Raw genomic sequence first — 18450 nt, forward strand, 5'->3', positions numbered from 1 at the left:
TGCGTTTTGCCCTGCATCCTTGGCAGGATGGATGAGCAGCAGCAGCACGCGCAGGCAAGGATCGACCAGACGCAGGAACGCGTCGCTGGCAAGGAGGGTGTTGCCCGGCGTGGCCGGCGCTGGTTGACGGGGCTACGCTGGAGCGCCGTGGCCCTGTTGTCTGCGGTGTTGCTGCTGGACCTGGCCTTCCCACTGCCACTGCCCAGATCACGGGACACCTCCACGCTGGTGGTGGCACGCGATGGCACGCCGCTGCGCGCGTTCGCCGACCGCAACGGGGTGTGGCGTTATCCGGCCAGCCCGCAGAGTGTGTCGCCGCTGTATCTGCAGGCGCTGCTCAATTACGAGGACCGCTGGTTCTGGCGCCATCCCGGGGTCAATCCGTGGGGCCTGCTGCGTGCCGGCGGGCAATGGATCGGGCAGGGGCGCATCGTCTCCGGCGGTTCGACGCTGACCATGCAGGTGGCGCGCATCCTCGACCCGCATACGCGCACGCCGTGGGGCAAGGCCAAGCAGCTGCTGCGCGCGCTGCAGCTGGAAGCGCACCTGAGCAAGCGCGAGATTCTGACGCTGTATCTGGAGCGCGCGCCCTATGGCGGCACCATCGAAGGCGTGGAAGCGGCCAGCTGGGCGTACCTGGGCAAGCCGGCCAGGGCCTTGTCGCAGGCCGAGGCTGCGCTGCTGGCGGTATTGCCGCAATCGCCCAGCCGCCTGCGCCCGGATCGCCATCCCGAGGCCGCGCAACGCGCGCGCGACAAGGTGCTCGATCGCATGGTGGAGCTGGGCGTGTGGTCGCGCGCGCAGGTGGACGATGCGCGGATCGAGCCGGTGGTGACGCGTTCGCTCAAACCGCCGTTGCATGCGGCGCTGCTCGCGCAGCGGTTGCACAGTGCGCAACCGCGCGCGGCACGCATCGTGACCACGCTGGATGTGGAGCTGCAGCGCACCCTGGAAGAACGCGTCACCACATACTTTTCGCAGCTGCCCGAGCGCACCTCTGCGGCATTGCTGGTGGTGGACAACGCCACCATGGAAGCGCGCGCATACGTGGGCTCGGCCAGCTTCGGCGATCGCAAGCGGCTGGGGCATGTGGACATGGTGCAGGCCTGGCGCTCGCCCGGTTCCACGCTCAAACCGTTCCTGTACGGCATGGCGCTGGACGATGGGTTGATCCACTCCGAAAGCCTGTTGGTGGATGCGCCGCAGAGTTTTGGCAGCTACCGGCCCGGCAATTTCGATGCGGCCTTCAATGGGCCGGTGAGCGCGGCAACGGCGTTGCGGTTGTCGCTGAACGTGCCGGCGGTGGACCTGCTCGACCGGATCGGCCCGGCACGGTTTGCTGCGCGGCTGTCCAATGCCGGGATCGAGCTGCGCTTTGCGCACGGCAGCGTGCCCAATCTGGCGTTGATACTGGGCGGTACCGGCGCGCAATTGCAGGAACTGGTCTGTGCATTTGCGGCGCTCAATCGTGGCGGCATCGCCGGGCGCGTGCGCTATACGCCGGACGATCCGCGCATCGAACGTCGGCTGATGTCGCCGGGTGCGGCCTGGATCGTGCGCGAGATCCTGCAAAGCAATCCGCGGCCCGGGTACGGCAGCGGCACCTTCGACACCGCCACGCGCCCGGGCGTGGCCTGGAAGACCGGCACCAGCTACGGCTACCGCGATGCCTGGGCGATCGGCGGCACGCGTCGCTACACGGTCGGGGTGTGGGTGGGGCGTCCGGACGGTACGCCGCTGCCGGGCCAGTACGGCGCCGTCACCGCGTTGCCGCTGATGTTCGAAGTCATCGATGCCTTGCCGCGCAGCGCCGGCGATAGCGCGCCGGTGCCGATGCCAGCCACCGTGCAGGCGCTGGATATCTGCTGGCCGCTCGGCGGCGCCGCCGATCAGACACCACCGGCGCAATGCGCACGCCGTGCCGACGCCTACGTGCTCGATGGCGCAGTACCGCCCACCTTTGCCGAGCGCGATGCGCGGCTATGGCAAAGCGGTCAGCTGCATTTCGATGTGGATGCGCGCAGTGGCCAGCGGCTATCGCAGGAATGCAGCCAGGCGCATGAGCGCGTGCCGCATGCAGTGGCGCGCTGGCCGGCATTGGTCTCGCCCTGGCTCAGTACAGCCGAGCGCAATGCTGCGCAACTGCCGCCACTTGCGGCGGACTGTCTGCCCGATGGGCGCATGACCGGTGGCGGCGTGCTGCGTATCGACGGGCTGAGCGATCGCGCCACGCTGGCGCGTGCCAATGCCACCTCGCGTCCGGTGCGCCTGCAGCTGCGTGCCCTGGGCAGCGACGCGCGCATCGACTGGTTGCTGGATGGCCGCTGGATCGCACAGACCAACGGACGCCAGGGATTTCAGCGCGAATTTGCCGAGGTAGGCACGCATACGCTCACCGCAATGGCCAGCGACGGTGCCTGGACGCAGCTGCGCTTTCGCGTATTGCGCTGACCGCGCACGTGCTGCTTCCGACCAGTGCAAACACCCGTAGGAGCGCACCTGGGCGCGACTGGGCGTTACCGGGAATGCCACGTCGCGCCCGGGTGCGCTCCTACCGCCGCAGGCAACCACACAGCATCCTGCGGCATAGAAAACAGACAGGGCGCTCGAGGCGCCCTGTTTGCTTAAATCATCGAGTCGATTTCAACTTTCAACGTCACCGTGAATGTCGATACCGATCATCGCTCGCAACGCATCGCTGCATTGCAGTCACTCGGCTCACTCGCCGATCCAGCCTTCCAGCAGGTCGGCGAACTCGTCGGCGTGCTCTTCTTCCTGGGCCAGGATGTCTTCCAGGATGCGCTTGGTGGTGGTGTCCTTGTCGCCGATGAAATCGATCATCTCGCGGTAGCTGTCGATGGCGATGCGCTCGGCGATCAGGTTTTCCTTGACCATGTCGCGCAGGTCGCTGCCTTCCTTGTATTCGGCATGCGAGCGCTTGGTCAGCGTGTCCGGATTGAGGTCCGGTTCGCCGCCCAGCTGCACGATGCGCTCGGCGAGCCTGTGTGCGTGCGCCTGTTCCTGCTGCGCATGCTCCAGGAACTCGCCCTTGACCGCGTCGGCAAGCATGCCCTTGGCCATGAAGTAGTGGCGGTAATACCGCAGGGTGCACACGTATTCGGTGGCCAGTGCGGTGTTGAGCAGCTCGATCACCGCCTCGCGGTCGGCGTGGTAGCTCTCGGTGATGGCACCGTCTTCGATGCTCTGGCGTGCGCGGCTGCGCAAGGTGGCGGTATCGGTGATGCCGTCGGGGAGTTGCTTGGCTGGCTGGTTAGACATGGCTGGCCGGTTTCCTTCTGAGTGGTTGGGGGGAATCAATGCATCAATCGGGCAGGTGCTGCAGTACGTAATCGGCGGCGGACACCTTGAATTCGCCGGGTTCTTCGACGAACAAGGCCTTGACCACGGCGTCGTCGGCATACAGTGCGTAGCGGCGCGAGCGCAGGCCCATGCCCGAGCCGCTGGCGTCGATCTCCAGGCCCAGTGCGCGGGCCAGTTCGGCGTTGCCGTCGGGCAGCAGGTGCAGGCCGTCGGGGATCAGCTGGCTGCGGCCCCAGGCCTGCATCACGAACGGGTCGTTGACCGCGGTGCACAGCACCTCGATGCCGCGTTTGCGGAATGCGTCGAAGTGCTCCACATAGCCCGGCAGGTGCTTGGCCGAGCAGGTCGGGGTAAAGGCGCCCGGCACCGCGAACAGCAGCACCTTGCGGCCGGCGAACAGGCTGTGGGTGTCCACCGCCTCGATGCCCTCGCGCAGGCGTTTGAGCACGACTTCGGGAATGCGGTCACCAACGTGGATGGTCATGGGGCGGGGCTCCTGCGGCTGAACGAAGTCTAGAAAGGGGCGAGGGAAAAGCGCGTCAACGCGCTTGAAATCCGCAGCGGCACGCCTATCTGACGCACATGGCCGGCGCAACGGCGCGCGCCGCGGCAGCCGGCCCCTCACCCAACCTTTTGGAGGCTCGCAATGAACATCGTTCGTTATCCCCAGTGGCCCACCCATGCGCTGCAAAACGAGATCAAGCACGTGTTCGACCGCTTCTTCGAGCAGAACGGCGACACCGACGAATCGGCGGTAGTGACCGCGCAGTGGGTGCCGCGCGTGGACATCAAGGAAGAGGACAACCACTTCGTGCTGTATGCCGACCTGCCGGGCATCGACCCTGGCCAGATCGAGGTGCAGATGGACAAGGGCATCCTGTCGATCAAGGGCGAGCGTAAGGGCGAGTCCAGCACCGAGACCGAGCGCTTCTCGCGCATCGAGCGCCGCTACGGCAGCTTCCACCGCCGCTTCGCGCTGCCTGACAGCGCCGACCCCGACGGCATCACCGCGACCGGGCACAACGGTGTGCTGGAAATCCGCATCCCCAAGCGCCCGGCGGCCACCCCGCGCCGCATCCAGGTCGGCAACGGCCAGGACCCGGCCGGCAATACGGTGCAGTAAGGCAGCAAAACCTGGAGCGGAGCGGCATGCTTCGCTTCCCGGCGGCAACCGCACCGTAGAATAGGTGCGGTTGCCCGCCCGGCTGCGATATGACTGGCTCGTGGCCTCGGCTGCGGGCCGTTTTTTTCAGAGGTGATTAGATGGAATTCAAGGATTACTACGCAACGCTGGGCGTGGAGCCCAGCGCGGGCGATGCGGAGATCAAGACCGCCTACCGCCGGCTGGCGCGCAAGTACCACCCCGACGTCAGCAAGGAGGCCGGCGCCGAAGACAAGTTCAAGGCGATCAACGAAGCGTACGAGGCGCTGCGTGACCCGGCCAAGCGCAAGGCCTACGACCAGCTCAAGGCGCAGGGCTTCCGCCCGGGCGACGAGTTCCAGGCCCCGCCCAGCTACGGCGGTGGGCAGGGCTACGACTACGAGGAAGTGTTCGGCAACGGCGGCGCCGGTGGCGGCTTCAGCGATTTCTTCGAAAGCCTGTTCGCCGGCCAGCGCGGCGGCCGTCCGCGTGGTCCGGGCGCCGGCCCTGGTGCAGGCGCGGGTCCGCAGGCGCGCGGCGACACCCGCGCCAAGCTGGCAGTGCCGTTGGAAGCGGTGTATGCGGGCGACAGCGTGCGCATCACCATCAACGGCAAGCAGCTGGATGTGCGCGTGCCCAAGGGCGTGCAGCCCGGCCAGGTGATCCGCCTGAGCGGGCAGGGCAACGGCGGCGGCAACCTGCTGCTGGAGATCGAATACGCCGCGCACCCGCAGTTCGAGGTGGACGGGCGCAACATCCTGTACACCCTGCAGGTCATGCCCTGGCAGGCGGCACTGGGCACCACCATCAGCGTGCCGACCCTGGGCGGGTCGGTGGAGTTGAAGGTGCCGGCCGACTCGGACGCCGGGCGCAAGCTGCGCCTGCGCGGCCGCGGCCTGCCAGGCACCACGCCGGGCGACCAGATCGTGGAGCTGGAAATCCTGGCCCCGGCCCCCACCGACGATGCGCAGAAGAAGGCCTACCGCAACCTGGCCAAGGCGTTCGGCGAATCGGTGTAGGCCGCGTGGGTCGAGCGGGAAATGGGTGAGGGTTCGGCAGGCAGGTGGTGTGCCAGTGAACGTCGATCTGCGCGGTTGAATCGCCGCCGTCCCCTCATCCGGCGCTATGCGCCACCTTCTCTTGATGGGAGAAGGGAGCAATCGCCCTCTTTGTGGAGGGATTGGGGTGGGGGTTCGGCAGGCGAGTAGTGCGCCGGTGAACGTCAATCTGCGGCGTTGGATCTCCGCCGTCCCCTCATCTGGCGCTTTGCGCCACCTTCTCCCGATGGGAGAAGGGAGCAATTGCCTCTCCTGTGGTGAGGGATTGAGGGCAGGGCAGCATGCACGCGATGCAGCGGTGAACGACCTTCTGCGGCGTTGTTGAATCCAGTTGCCCCCTGTGCAACGTAGTACGCGTTGCACAGCACAACAGCAACGCGTCACCGGATCAACGCCTCGCAACAGCATCGCCGGGCGCACCGCCTGGCCCAGCTACCGAAAGCGCGGCCGGCGCACTACACTCGCCGCGCATACTAGGGGAAACACATGGCACGCATTCTGATCGTCGACGACTCGCCGTCGCAGCTGCTGGGGATTCAGCGCATCGTCGAGAAGCTGGGGCACGAAACCATCACCGCAACCGATGGTGCCGCCGGCGTGGAAGCGGCCAAGTCCTCGTTGCCGGATCTGGTGCTGATGGATGTGGTGATGCCCAACCTCAACGGCTTCCAGGCCACGCGCACGCTCAAGCGCGAGCCGACCACCCAGCACATCCCGGTGATCCTGGTAACCACCAAGGACCAGGACACCGATCGCATGTGGGGCATGCGCCAGGGCGCACGCGCCTACATCACCAAGCCGTTCTCCGAAGACGAGTTGCTGGAAGTGATGGAGCGCGTGTTCAACCAGAAAGACGAACCGCCGACCGTCTAAGCGCGCCGGCGAGGTACGACCGGGGCGCGGTTTCGCTCCGCAGTGCGATAAGCCGGCGCTGACCGCGGCTGGCGCGATCGACGAAGGCCTGCTTGATCCAGCTTCGCGCAGCGTGGAATCGGTAGACCGGTTGGCGCCGCGCGCCCGCGCGCATCTCGCGGCCACCGGCAGCAACGCGCATCGAAGGGCGTTCACCCTCCGGCCTTGCCTGACTCCCCAACAGCCCGGGCCAGCACGCCAGCCTCTCTCCGGCCCCCAAGGATCGCGTCGACACGTGCCCCGACCGGTCCACGCCCTGCCATCGTCCGATTTCCCCCGCCCGATCCACCCCAGCGGCTAAACCGGGATGCGCCAATCGGGGCCTTTCAAAACGGTCGGTCTGCCCCATCTAGTAGAATCATCGAATCACACAACACGGCGGCACTGCGGGACTGGCCCGCACAGCCCCTCGATCATGGAGCGTGCATGGCCTGGAACACACCCGGCAACAAGGGCGGAGACGGCCCGGACCCCAACCGTCGCAGGTCCTGGGGCCCGCGCGGTGGTGGCAACGGTGGTGGCTGGGGCAATCTGCCCGCCCCGTTGAAGGAGCTGTTCGATGGCGGCGTGGGGCGCTGGATCTTGGTCGCGGTGGTGCTGATGGTGCTGTTCTCCAGCTTCCAGCTCATCGGCGAGCAGCAGCGTGGCGTGGTGCTGCGCTTCGGCCAGTTCTCGCGCATCCTGCAGCCCGGCCCCAACTTCAAGCTGCCCTGGCCGGTCGAGTCGGTGCGCAAGGTCAACGCCACCGAGATCAAGACCTTCAGCAACCAGGTGCCGGTGCTGACCCGCGACGAGAACATCGTCAACGTCTCGCTCAACGTGCAGTACCAGATCAGCGACCCGCGCAAATACCTGTTCGGTTCGCGCAATGCCGACCTGGTGCTGGAGCAGGCCGCGCAAAGCGCCGTGCGTGAGCAGGTGGGTCGTTCCGACCTCAATACCGTGCTCAACAATCGCGGCCCGCTGGCCATCGCCTCCAAGGACCGCCTGCAGGCGGCACTGGATGCTTACAACACGGGTCTGTCCGTTACCGGTGTGACCCTGCCGGACGCGCGTCCGCCGGAAGAAGTGAAGCCGGCCTTCGACGAGGTCAACGGCGCCCAGCAGGTGCGTGAGCGCCTGATCAACGAGGCCCAGGCCTACGCCGCCAAGGTGGTGCCCGAGGCACGCGGCCAGGGTGCGCGCACCCGGACCGGCGCCGAAGGCTACAAGCAGGCGGTGATCTCCAAGGCCGAGGGCGACGCCGATCGCTTCACGCTGTTGCAGGAGCAGTACGCCAACGCCCCCGAGGTCACGCGCAAGCGCCTGTGGCTGGAAACCGTGCAGAAGGTGCTGTCGGAGAACCGCAAAGTGATCGGCAGCGATGGCCGCCAGGTCATCTATGTGCCGCTGCCGGCCGACGCCAGCAAGTCCGCCAGCAACAGCGGCACTGCGGGCAACGGCAGCATGCCGTCGATGGTGCCGCAGGATGTGCTGTTGAATCCGCCGCAAACCAGTGGCGGCAGCGAGGGCATCCGCAATCCGGAGCGCGGCCCGCGCCCGACCGGCCGTGAGGGAACCGAATAATGAAGAATTCGCTAGTCATCGGCCTGATCGTCGCCGTGTTGCTGACCCTGATGGGCTCGGTGTTCGTGGTCCGCGAGGACCAGACCGCCATGGTGCTCAACCTGGGCCGTGTGGTGCGTGCCGACCTCAAGCCCGGCCTGCACTTCAAGATCCCGGTGGTGGAGTCGGTGCGCGTGTTTGACCGCCGCTTCCAGGTGCTGGACACCGCCCCGGCGCGCTACTTCACCGCCGAGCAGAAAGACGTCAGCGTAGACTTCTTCGCCATCGGCTACATCTCCGATGTGCGGGCGTTCTATCGCGCCACCGGTGGTGAGGAGTCGGTCGCCAATTCGCGCCTGGCCCCGATCATCACCGATTCGCTGCGCAACCAGATCAACTCGCGCACCCTGCAGCAGCTGGTCTCCGGCGACCGCAGCGAGTTGATCGCCAACCAGCTCAAGGGCATCAACGGCGCGATCAAGGGCCTGGGTATGCAGATCACCGACCTGCGCATCAAGCAGATCGACCTGCCGACCGACAGCCAGGTGATCACCGACGTCTACGAGCGCATGCGCGCCCAGCGCAAGCAGGAAGCCAGCAAGCTGCGCGCCGAAGGCGAGGAGCAGGCCCTGACCATCCGCGCCCAGGCCGACCGCGAGTCCACCGTGATCGTGGCCGACGCCGAGCGCGATGCGCAGAAGCTGCGCGGCGAAGGGGATGCCGACGCCGCCCGCATCTACGGCCAGGCCGGTGCCAAGGATCCGTCGTTCTACGCGTTCTACCGCAGCCTGGAGGCGTACCGCGGCTCCATGACCGACGGCAACGGCGTGGTGGTGCTGGACAAGAACGACCCGTTCCTGCAATACCTCAAGAGCGATCGTTGATCGCTCTGCGCTGAATCGACAACGCCCGCGGAATGCGGGCGTTGTCGTATGTGCCTCTCGCTGCCGCGCCCCCCACCGTAGGAGCGCACCCGGGCGCGACGGGCATGCCCGGTAAGGCAATCGCGCCCAGGTGCGCTCCTACGCATGGCGCGCGTCGGCCGATGGATCGGGCGCATGGCGCTTCGTGCACTGTGATGCCCATGGGTATGTCCGTAATCCGCAGCTGCCTGGAGCGCTTGTCACGTCGTGTTGTCCAGACTCGGCCCGGTAGGAGCGCACCTGGGCGCGACTGGCATGCCCGGTAAGGTAATCGCGCCCAGGTGCGCTCCTACGCAGGGCGTGCGTCAGCCGATGGATCGGGCGCACGGCGCTTCGTGCACTGTGATGCTGACGGGTATGTCCGGAATCCGCAGCTGCCTGGAGCGCCTCTCCCGTCGTGTTGACCAGACTCGGCCCGGTAGGAGCGCACCCGGGCGCGACGGGCCCTATCGGCGGACCCCGCTGATTGCCGTTGATAGCCAGTCGCCATATGGATTCCCCCTAGCGCAGAACGCGGCAACCGCCGATATCCCGCGTGGTCCAAGGCCGTCAGCATCGCGGTATGGCCAACATCGACTCCCCAGGGCATCGCGCGCTGCGCCGCGGCAGGCAGTCTTCGCCCAACAGCGTGTACCTATTGACCACCACGACATGGCAGCGTCGCGCCGTATTCGCAGATTTTTTGCTTGCAGCAACCGCCTGCCGGGCATTCACCGCAGCAACGCCTTGCGATGCCAGGCTGCTGGCCTGGGTGTTGATGCCGGATCACGCACATTGGCTGTTGCAGCTGGGGAGCGTCACCGCGTTGGCCGACGCCGTGTCCCGTATGAAAGCGTGCGTAGCGCGTTCGGTGAACGATCAGCGGCAGCATCACGCACCGGTCTGGAGCCGCAGCTACCATGACCACGCGTTGCGCAAAGACGACGACCTGCACGCAGCCGCGCGTTACCTCATCGCCAATCCGCTCCGGGCCGGGCTGGTCACCCACGTCGGTGATTATCCGTTCTGGGACGCAATCTGGCTCTGAGCGTCGAGCCGCGAGCAAGGCCTGCATGCCCACCGTTTGCCGCGCGCCGCCGCGTAGGAGCGCACCTGGGCGCGACCGGCTTTATCGGGAATGCCTGTCGCGCCCGGGTGCGCTCCTACGGGTGGGTTTGTCGGGGGTTGCCTGTCGTGGATCGGGCGATGGTGCTTTGGGTGGTCTGCCGGTTTGACTAGGCTCGCCACGTTGCCGCGTAGGAGCGCACCCGGGCGCGACTGGCTTTACCGGGAATGCCCGTCGCGCCCGGGTGCGCTCCTACGCGGGGCGCGTGGAGGGCGCTGACGCGGCACACTGCAGTTCCCCACGCTGTCCTGGTGTTGCTGATGCATGAGTTTCTGTCCGCGTTATGCCTGATCGCCGTCATCGAAGGCCTGCTGCTGTTTGCCGCGCCCACCGCCTGGAAGCGCATGGTCGAGCAACTGTTCAGTCTGCCCACCGCGCAATTGCGTGTGATTGGTGGTGTGACGCTGGTGCTGGGCGCGATTGCACTGTGGATCGTGCGTCACTGAGTGGGTGGTCCATTCCGACCGCAACGGGCAGCGTAGGAGCGCACCTGGGCGCGACGGCGTTACCGGGAATGCCGGTCGCGCCCTGGTGCGCTCCTACCAGCCATTGGGATTGTCGCTACGGCGATACCCCAGGCTAGGGGCCCGCAGCGCTCGGAGCACCGCGCAACCAACGGCCAGCCGCAATCTGACCAGCCCCCGGTCCGCCGGCCGCCAGGGGTAGTGCACGTCACCGGAAACCCGGATAATGCACAAAAGCCGGCCGGGCACGCTCACACAGGGCACCTCGTTCGGCTTTTTCCGTGTCAGGGCTTCACGCGCCGCTGCAACGCTCCCCGATGGAGCCGCGCGCCAGGTGGCGCCGCCAGCCGTGAACCGGTCCCATCCCGCGGCCCCGATGGCCGCAGCAAAACTCAGGAGTTCACCCGTCATGGGTCAGTCAGTTGTCGTGCTCGGTGCCCAGTGGGGCGATGAAGGCAAAGGCAAGATCGTCGATCTGCTTACCGAAGAGATCGGTGCGGTGGTCCGCTTCCAGGGTGGCCACAATGCCGGCCACACGCTCGTCATCAACGGCAAGAAGACCGTCTTGCATCTGATTCCGTCCGGCATCCTGCGCGACGACGCGCTGTGCCTGATTGGCAATGGCGTGGTGATCTCCCCGGCCGCGCTGATCAAGGAAATCAGCGAGCTGGAAGGTGCCGGCGTGGAAGTGCGCTCGCGCCTGAAGATCTCCCCGGCCGCGCCGTTGATCATGCCGTACCACATCGCCCTGGATCAGGCGCGCGAGAAGGCCGCCGGCGGCAAGGCCATCGGCACCACCGGCCGCGGTATCGGCCCGGCGTACGAAGACAAGGTCGCCCGCCGCGGTATCCGCATCGCCGACCTGCATTACCCGCCGCAGCTGGAAGAGCTGCTGCGCACCGCGCTGGATTACCACAACTTCGTGCTGACCAAGTACCTGGGCGTGGAAGCGGTGGACTTCCAGAAGACCTTCGACGAAGCGCTGGCCTTCGGCGACTACGTGCAGCCGATGAAGTCGGACGTGGCCGGCATCCTGCACGACCTGCGCAAGCAGGGTAAGCGCGTGCTATTCGAAGGCGCGCAGGGCGCGTTGCTGGACATCGACCACGGCACCTATCCGTACGTCACCAGCTCCAACACCACCGTCGGCGGCGCACTGGCCGGCACCGGCGTGGGCGCCGATGCGATCGACTACGTGCTGGGCATCGCTAAGGCCTACGCCACCCGCGTGGGTGGCGGCCCGTTCCCGACCGAGCTGGACGATGAAGTGGGCCAGGGCATCCGCGACCGCGGTGCCGAATACGGTGCCTCCACCGGCCGCCCGCGCCGCTGCGGCTGGATGGACATCGTCGCGCTCAAGCGTGCGGTGGCCATCAACGGCATCTCCGGCCTGTGCATCACCAAGCTCGACGTGCTCGACGGCATGGAAAAGCTCAAGGTTTGCATCGCCTACGAATACCGCGGCAAGCGTACCGAATACGCCCCGCTGGACGCGCAGGGCTGGGAAGAGTGCACCCCGGTGTACCTGGAGTTCCCGGGCTGGACCGAAAACACCCACGGCATCACCGAGTGGGACAAGCTGCCGGTGGCCGCGCGTGCCTACCTGCGCGCGCTGGAAGAACTGGCCGGCTGCCCGATCTCGATCGTCTCCACCGGCCCGGATCGTGACCACACGATGGTGCTGCAGGATCCGTTCGCCTGATCGGCTGACGCCAGACGCGGCATCGTCCAACGGCCCGGCTTGTCCGGGCCGTTGGCATTTGAGGATTGCTGAGATTTGCCATGACTTCCGGCGGTGCCTGCGGGCACTGTTCCGGCGGATCATCCGCGGCCTGGCGCCGCTTGCCTGCCCACTTCGCCCACATCGAGAATTTCCCATGCGTCTTCCCCTGGTGACCGCCATCGCACTGGCCCTGGTCGGTACAAGTCCGGCTGCCTGCGTGCTCGCCGCCGCGCCCGCGCCGACGAGCGCCGCCGCCTCGTCCATCACCACCCAGTTGCCGCGTACGGCCAAGCCCACGCATTACGCGGTGGAGATCACGCCGCACGCCGACAAGATGACGTTCGACGGCAAGGTCGCCATCGACGTCAGCGTGCTGCAGGCCACCGACCGCATCGTGTTGCAGGCGGCCAACCTGAGCTTGGCGCGCGGCACGCTCACGCAAAAAGGCGGCAAGCCGCGAGCTGCCAAGGTCAGCACCGATGCCGAGGCGCAGACCGCCACGTTCGCGTTCGACAAGCCGCTGGCAGTGGGCGAGTACGTGCTGTCCATCGACTACAGCGGCGTGATCAACACGCAGGCCAACGGCTTGTTCGCGCTGGATTACACCACCGCGCAAGGTGCGCGCCGTGCGTTGTTCACCCAGTTCGAAAACTCCGATGCGCGCCGCTTCATTCCCTCCTGGGACGAGCCCAACTTCAAGGCCACCTTCGACCTGGCGATCAATGCGCCGGCCGGGCAGATGGCGGTGAGCAACATGCCGGTGGCCTCGTCCAGGCCGGGCGCAAACGGGCGCACCCGCATCGCGTTCCAGACCTCGCCCAAGATGTCCACGTACCTGCTGTTCGTCAGCGTGGGCGATTTCGAACGTGCCACCGTCACCGCCGACAACGGCACCGAGATCGGCGTGATCGCGCAGAAGGGCAAGGTGGACCAGGCGCAGTTCGCGCTGGAATCCGGCCGCGACGTGCTGCACGAATACAACGCCTACTTCGGCATCCCGTACCCGCTGCCCAAGCTGGACAACATCGCCGCGCCCGGGCGCAGCCAGTTCTTCAGCGCCATGGAAAACTGGGGCGCGATCTTCACCTTCGAATACTCGTTGTTGCTGGATCCGGCGGTGGCCAACATCGACACCAAGCAAGGCGTGTTCACCGTCGCCGCGCATGAGATCGCGCACCAGTGGTTCGGCAACCTGGTGACCATGGCGTGGTGGGACGACCTGTGGCTCAACGAAGGCTTCGCCAACTGGATGGAAGCGCGCACCACGGCAAAACTGCATCCGGAATGGGATATCGACAAGACCGGCCCGGCGCTGAAGAGCCGCGCGGCGATGCGGCGCGATGCGTATGCAACCACCCACCCGGTGGTGCAGCACGTGGCCACCGTGGAGCAGGCCAGCCAGGCCTTCGACGCCATCACCTACCAGAAGGGCGAGGCGGTGATTGCCATGCTGGAAGACTACGTCGGCTCCGATCGCTGGCGCACCGGCGTGCGCAGCTACATCAAGCAACACCAGTACGGCAACGCGGTGACCGACCAGCTGTGGCAGCAGATCGACGCGGTGGCCCCGGGCAAGCAATTCACCCAGGTGGCGCACGACTTCACGCTGCAGCCGGGCGTGCCGTTGATCAAGGCCAGCAGCCGCTGCGTCGGCGGCCAGACCGCGGTGACGCTGGAGCAGGGCGAGTTCACGCTGGACCGCCCCGACAAGCAGCCGTTGCGCTGGCATGTGCCGGTGGTCCTGCGCAGCGGCAATGGCGCGCCAGTGCGCGTGCTGGTAGACGGCACGGCGCAGGTGCAGGTGCCCGGCTGCGACGCACCGGTGGTGGTCAATGCCGGGCAAAAGGGCTACTTCCGCACCTGGTATGCGCCCGCGCAGTTCAAGGCGCTGACCACCAGGTTTGCCGCGCTACCGGTGGTGGACCAGGTGGGCGTGTTGAACGATACAAATGCACTGGCCGGTGCCGGCATGCAGGCGCAGGCCGACGTGCTGGATCTCACCGCCCAGGTGGCGGCAGGCGCATCGCCCGATGTCTGGGACATGGTGGCCAGCATCTACGACGATGTGGATGGCAGCTTCGAGCGCGACCCGGCTGCGCGCGCCACGTGGCGTGCCTATGCCGTGCCGCGGCTGTCGGCCGAATTCGCAACGCTGGGCTGGGACAACCGCGATGGCGATTCGGCGCAGATCCAGCAGTTGCGTACCCGCCTGGTCGCCACCCTCAGCGACATGGGCGATGCCGCCGTGATCGCCGAGGCGCGCCGGCGCTTTGCCGCCTTTCAGGCCAACCCCGCCTCGCTGTCGCCGGAGCTGCGCGACAGCGTGCTGGGCGCGGTTGCGCACAATGCCGACGCCGCCACCTGGGACGCCTTGCATGCCTCGGCCAGGCAGGAAACCTCGTCGATGGTGCGCGACACCTATTACGACTTCCTCTCCATGCCTAACGACGAGGCGCTGGCCAGGCGCGCGCTGGAACTGGCGTTGACAGCCGAGCCGGGCGCCACCACCGGTGCGAGCATGATCGACCGGGTCGCTTCCCGGCACCCGGAGCTTGCCTTCGACTTCGCGGTGGCGCATCGCACGCAGGTGGACACCCTGGTGGATTCCACCTCGCGTGCCCGCTACTACCCCGGCCTGGGCATGGACTCGGCCAAGCTTGCCACCGCCGACCGGATCAAGGCGTATGCCGAGCAGTACATCGCGCCGACCTCGAGGCAGGCCGCAGACAACGCCATCAACACGATCCAGACGCGGGTGAAGCTGCGGGCGGCCTCGCTGCCGCAGATCAAGGCGTGGTTGAAGGCGCGCAAGCGCTGAGTGTTGCGGTTATCGCAGCACAGGAAACAGCCCGGTCTTGCCGGGCTTTTTCTTTGCCGCGCCGGCAGTCACCTAGAGGTGGGAGCGAGGTTGCCGAGCAGCGTGACGCCGGCATCGTGGCGTCCGGGAAGACCATCGCCTGGGACGACATGCGTGGCCATCTGGAAAAGCGCATGGCCGGCGAGCCGGCAAAGCGGCCCACGGCCCGAACTAGCCCGATAGCAAGGCGCGTATCGCGCTGGCACCGGAGGTTGCACAGGATCTTGAGCGGATCTTCGACCAGCTCCAGCGCCATGAGGCCGCACATGTCGCAGCACGCCTGCACGAGGTCATTGCGGCAATCGATGTGCTGGAAACCAATCCGCTGATCGGCTGACCGGCCGGCGGCGACAAGCGCGAACTGGTGATCGGTCACGGCGCGCACGGCAATCTGGCGCTGTACTGTCATGTCGCGCAGATCGACACGGTGTTTGTGCTGGCCGTTCGCTCGCAACGTGAGGCGGGCTTTGCGGGGCCGTGATGCCCGTTGTTCCCTCATCGCCGTAGCCAAGGCAGACGTCGCCGCGTCATGCTCCAAATGCACCATCGATCGTATGCATCGCCCCGGTGACAAAGCTCGCTTCCGGGCCGGCCAGCCAGGCCACCATGCCGGCCACTTCGTCGGCACGGCCGTGGCGTTTGATCGCCATGAAGCTGTGCATCAGGTCTTTCATCGGCCCGTTTTCCGGGTTGGCATCGGTATCGATCGGGCCCGGTTGCACCACGTTGATGGTGATGCCGCGCGGCCCGAAGTCGCGGGCCAGCCCGCGCGCCAGCCCTTGCAGCGCGGATTTGCTCAGCGCGTAGGACGCCATGCCGGGTAGCGGCATGCGGTCGCCGTTGACCGAGCCGATCACGATGATCCGCCCGCCGGGCGGCATCTGCCGCGCTGCCTCCACGGCGGCATGGTAGGGCGCGTGCACGTTGATGCGGAACAGCCGGTCCACCGCGTCCGGATCCTGATCCAGCGCATCGCCGAACAACGCAATGCCGGAATTGACCACCAGCACATCCAGCGGCCCGCTGCGGCGTACCGTGGCGATGACCGCATCGCGGTCGGCGCTGTCGGCCAGCACCGCGGTGCTGCCGGTGTCACCGGCCAGGCGCTGCGCCGCCTCGGCAGAGCCGGCATAGGTAAACGTCACCCGTGCGCCCTCGGCCACGAAGCGCCGCACGATGGCGGCCCCAATCCCCCGGCTGCCACCGAGCACCAATACCGACTTGTCTTTGAACGCTGACATGCATCACCTCGCAATTAATGTAGCGAGTAATACATAATAGTTTTCGCCTGCCGTCAAGGATTTTGTAACTATGACTACAGAAACCCCCCGAGCCCGCGGCCGGCCGCGGGCATTCGACCCGGACCAAGCGGTCGCCACCGCGCAGCAGCTGTTTCATGCGCGCGGCTACGACGCACTGAGCGTGGCCGACCTCACCCAGGCACTGGGCATCAACCCGCCCAGTTTCTACGCCGCCTTCGGCAGCAAGGCCGGCCTGTATGCGCGCATCCTCGACCGCTACGCGCAGACCGGGGCCATCCCGTTGCCACAGATCCTGGACACCGCCCGCCCGCTGGCCGACGCACTGGCCGACGTACTAGAGCAGGCCGCGCGCTGCTACGCCGCAGACCCCGCCGCCACCGGCTGCCTGGTGCTGGAAGGCACGCGCAGCAACGACGCGCAGGCGCGCGAGGCGGCGTGCGGTTTTCATGTCGCCGCCCAGGAGTTGATCCGCTCCCACATCGCCAAGCAGCGCCCGCACGACGCCGACCGGCTGGCGGATTTCGTCAGCACCACCATGGCCGGGCTGTCCGCCAGCGCCCGGCATGGGCAGAGCCTGGAGCGTCTGCTGGCGAGTGCGCGCTTGGCGGGGGAGGCGCTTCGGGTGGCGCTACGGGGAATTGGGTGAGCGTGTCTGGCTTTCGCCGTTGAGCGGTAGACCCTCGTTTAGTCAGAGCGCTTAGCGAAGACTGCTTGCAAAAACAGCTCGCCCGCTGGATATTCCATATTCCGGAATATGGAATAAGGTGGGTTCGGCTGTGGAACTGAAGCCACAGGATCTAGTGGTGCTGTACAAGCAGGTCGCCCAGGCGGGCCAGGTCTGGACGTATGCATCCCTTGGAGAAGCGCTGGGCATGAGCCCTTCTCAGGTGCATCGCAGCGTCAAGCGCGCGGTGGCATCCGGCTTGGCGCTGGAAAAAAGTCGCGGCGAGTGGGAGACGGTGCGCACGGCGCTGCACGAGTTTGCGGTCCACGGCGTGCGTTACGCCTTTCCTGCCGTCATCGGGCCGCTAAGGCGTGGCATTCCTACGGCCTTCGGCGTGCCCCCACTGTCCACTGCCATTTCCAGCTCCCCAGGAGATGCACCGGTGTGGCCAAGCGCGCAGGGCACGGCCAAAGGCCCCAGCTTGTCGCCGTTGTCGGCAGGTGCGCCCAACGCTGCGCTGGCCGACCCTGCCTTGCACCAACTTCTGGCGCTGCAGGACGCCCTACGCAGCGGGCGTGCCCGCGAGCGCACGCTGGCAGCAAGCTATCTCAAACAATTGCTGAGGCTTGGCGATGCGCTCTGACGATCCTAATTTGCCGCACCTGCTTGTGATTGCGAATGCATTGGGCGAGCTTTGCGAACACGTAGTCTTCCTCGGTGGAGCAGTTGTTGGCCTGCTGGTATCCGATCCATTGGCTGAAAACGTCCGCGCCACCTATGACGTCGATGCGGTAGTCAATCTTGATTGGTCCCGGTTCCGCGGTATCGAGGCGCGTGTGGAGTCGCAGGGCTTTGCGCGCGAGATGCAGAGCGGCGTCGTCTGCCGCTGGGTACACGAAGCGTCGGGCGTCCTCTTCGACCTGATGCCGGTGGATGCCGGCGTGCTTGGCTTCTCCAACCGCTGGTACGCCCATGCTGTAGAGACGGCCCAAGTGGTGGCCTTGAGCGATCGCCTGTCCATCCGCTTGGTGACAGCCACAGCATTCGTGGCTACCAAGCTCGAAGCCTTCGTTACCCGAGGCAACAGTGACTTCCTTTCCAGTCACGACCTGGAGGACGTCCTCAATGTCGTCGATGGCCGGGCCGAGCTGGTGGAAGAGTTTGCCGTGGAGCATGCAGACCTTCGGCATTGGGTCGCCGACGTGTTTGTGGGGTTAGTGGATAACCCGGCGTTTGTGAACGCGTTGCCGGGATTGGTCGCCGAACCGGAGCGCGCAAGCGTCGTGCTTCAGCGCCTACGCACCATTGCATCAGCGTAGCTGCGACATCCTCGGCTTAGGTCTGCAAGGAAAACCTTGAAGCACCGCCGCCCGCTTGCGATGATGCGTTGCACTTGCAACGCACAAGGCTTGGTATGAAATCCGCATCTCTTCCGTGGCCTTGGGTCGACCACGCATTACATTTGTGATGGCATG

The 18450-nt window shown here is 66.4% G+C and carries 16 protein-coding genes and 1 pseudogene; 14 read left to right on the forward strand and 3 right to left on the reverse strand.

Translation table 11 applies throughout. The features are described from left to right. Positions 1 to 27: 27 nt before the first annotated feature. The gene (gene pbpC / locus ACCQ04_RS05560) at positions 28 to 2451 is read left to right on the forward strand and encodes a penicillin-binding protein 1C (protein ID WP_372358699.1); all 2424 of its coding nucleotides are present in this window, start codon (positions 28 to 30) and stop codon (positions 2449 to 2451) included. Between the two features lie 267 nt (positions 2452 to 2718). On the opposite strand, the gene ACCQ04_RS05565 is transcribed toward pbpC, so the two are convergent. Together ACCQ04_RS05565 and ACCQ04_RS05570 are read right to left on the reverse strand one after the other, a co-directional pair. After that, complete coding sequence (locus ACCQ04_RS05565) at positions 2719 to 3279, reverse strand: ferritin-like domain-containing protein (protein ID WP_024938597.1); 561 nt, start codon at positions 3277 to 3279, stop codon at positions 2719 to 2721. Positions 3280 to 3322: 43 nt separating this feature from the next. Next, on the reverse strand, positions 3323 to 3805 hold the full coding sequence (locus tag ACCQ04_RS05570) for a peroxiredoxin (RefSeq protein ID WP_016903926.1): 483 nt from the start codon (positions 3803 to 3805) through the stop codon (positions 3323 to 3325). 162 nt (positions 3806 to 3967) lie between these two features. Here ACCQ04_RS05570 and ACCQ04_RS05575 point away from each other — a divergent pair, with 162 nt between their 5' ends. The 10 genes and pseudogenes from ACCQ04_RS05575 (at position 3968) to ACCQ04_RS05620 (ending at position 15530) form a co-directional block, all read left to right on the forward strand. Further along, the gene (locus tag ACCQ04_RS05575) at positions 3968 to 4444 is read left to right on the forward strand and encodes an Hsp20/alpha crystallin family protein (RefSeq protein WP_226426716.1); all 477 of its coding nucleotides are present in this window, start codon (positions 3968 to 3970) and stop codon (positions 4442 to 4444) included. A 140-nt stretch (positions 4445 to 4584) separates the two neighbouring features. Further along, positions 4585 to 5481 (forward strand): DnaJ C-terminal domain-containing protein, encoded by an 897-nt coding sequence (locus ACCQ04_RS05580; protein WP_054590856.1) that lies wholly within the window; start codon positions 4585 to 4587, stop codon positions 5479 to 5481. Between the two features lie 525 nt (positions 5482 to 6006). After that, positions 6007 to 6393, forward strand: coding sequence for a twitching motility response regulator PilH (pilH, locus tag ACCQ04_RS05585; protein ID WP_024938599.1), 387 nt, complete (start codon positions 6007 to 6009; stop codon positions 6391 to 6393). Between the two features lie 465 nt (positions 6394 to 6858). Further along, positions 6859 to 7998 (forward strand): FtsH protease activity modulator HflK, encoded by a 1140-nt coding sequence (gene hflK / locus ACCQ04_RS05590; RefSeq protein WP_024938600.1) that lies wholly within the window; start codon positions 6859 to 6861, stop codon positions 7996 to 7998. After that, positions 7998 to 8861, forward strand: a complete 864-nt coding sequence (hflC, locus tag ACCQ04_RS05595) for a protease modulator HflC (RefSeq protein ID WP_039523939.1) — start codon at positions 7998 to 8000, stop codon at positions 8859 to 8861. The genes hflK and hflC overlap by 1 nt, the downstream gene beginning before the upstream one ends. A 601-nt stretch (positions 8862 to 9462) precedes the next feature. Next, positions 9463 to 9927: an REP-associated tyrosine transposase gene (locus ACCQ04_RS05600; protein WP_065046697.1), complete on the forward strand. Its 465-nt coding sequence runs from the start codon at positions 9463 to 9465 to the stop codon at positions 9925 to 9927. Positions 9928 to 10265: 338 nt separating this feature from the next. Then, a complete protein-coding gene (locus tag ACCQ04_RS05605) occupies positions 10266 to 10451 on the forward strand; it encodes a DUF2065 domain-containing protein (RefSeq protein ID WP_039524090.1) in 186 nt (61 codons plus the stop codon). Positions 10452 to 10878: 427 nt separating this feature from the next. Continuing rightward, positions 10879 to 12171 (forward strand): adenylosuccinate synthase, encoded by a 1293-nt coding sequence (locus ACCQ04_RS05610; RefSeq protein WP_024938603.1) that lies wholly within the window; start codon positions 10879 to 10881, stop codon positions 12169 to 12171. Between the two features lie 175 nt (positions 12172 to 12346). Continuing rightward, positions 12347 to 15010, forward strand: a complete 2664-nt coding sequence (locus tag ACCQ04_RS05615; protein WP_372358700.1) for a M1 family metallopeptidase — start codon at positions 12347 to 12349, stop codon at positions 15008 to 15010. 232 nt (positions 15011 to 15242) lie between these two features. Next, positions 15243 to 15530: pseudogene (locus ACCQ04_RS05620) on the forward strand (type II toxin-antitoxin system RelE/ParE family toxin). Positions 15531 to 15576: 46 nt separating this feature from the next. On the opposite strand, the gene bdcA reads toward ACCQ04_RS05620, so the two are convergent. Beyond that, positions 15577 to 16290 carry an SDR family oxidoreductase gene (bdcA, locus tag ACCQ04_RS05625; protein ID WP_047128275.1) on the reverse strand — a complete coding sequence of 238 codons (714 nt, stop codon included), beginning with the start codon at positions 16288 to 16290 and terminating at the stop codon, positions 15577 to 15579. A 70-nt stretch (positions 16291 to 16360) separates the two neighbouring features. Between bdcA and ACCQ04_RS05630 the strand changes: the two genes are divergently transcribed. From ACCQ04_RS05630 to ACCQ04_RS05640, 3 genes are all read left to right on the forward strand, one after another. Then, positions 16361 to 16957: a TetR/AcrR family transcriptional regulator gene (locus ACCQ04_RS05630; RefSeq protein WP_212580862.1), complete on the forward strand. Its 597-nt coding sequence runs from the start codon at positions 16361 to 16363 to the stop codon at positions 16955 to 16957. 130 nt (positions 16958 to 17087) lie between these two features. Continuing rightward, entirely contained in the window at positions 17088 to 17618 is a 531-nt protein-coding gene (locus tag ACCQ04_RS05635; RefSeq protein WP_039407243.1) for a hypothetical protein, read from the forward strand. Beyond that, a complete protein-coding gene (locus ACCQ04_RS05640; protein WP_047125824.1) occupies positions 17608 to 18294 on the forward strand; it encodes a hypothetical protein in 687 nt (228 codons plus the stop codon). Before ACCQ04_RS05635 ends, ACCQ04_RS05640 begins: the two co-directional genes overlap by 11 nt. Positions 18295 to 18450: the final 156 nt, after the last annotated feature.

Source organism: Xanthomonas sp. NCPPB 2866 (genome assembly GCF_041475745.2).
Taxonomy (GTDB): Bacteria; Pseudomonadota; Gammaproteobacteria; order Xanthomonadales; family Xanthomonadaceae; genus Xanthomonas; species Xanthomonas arboricola.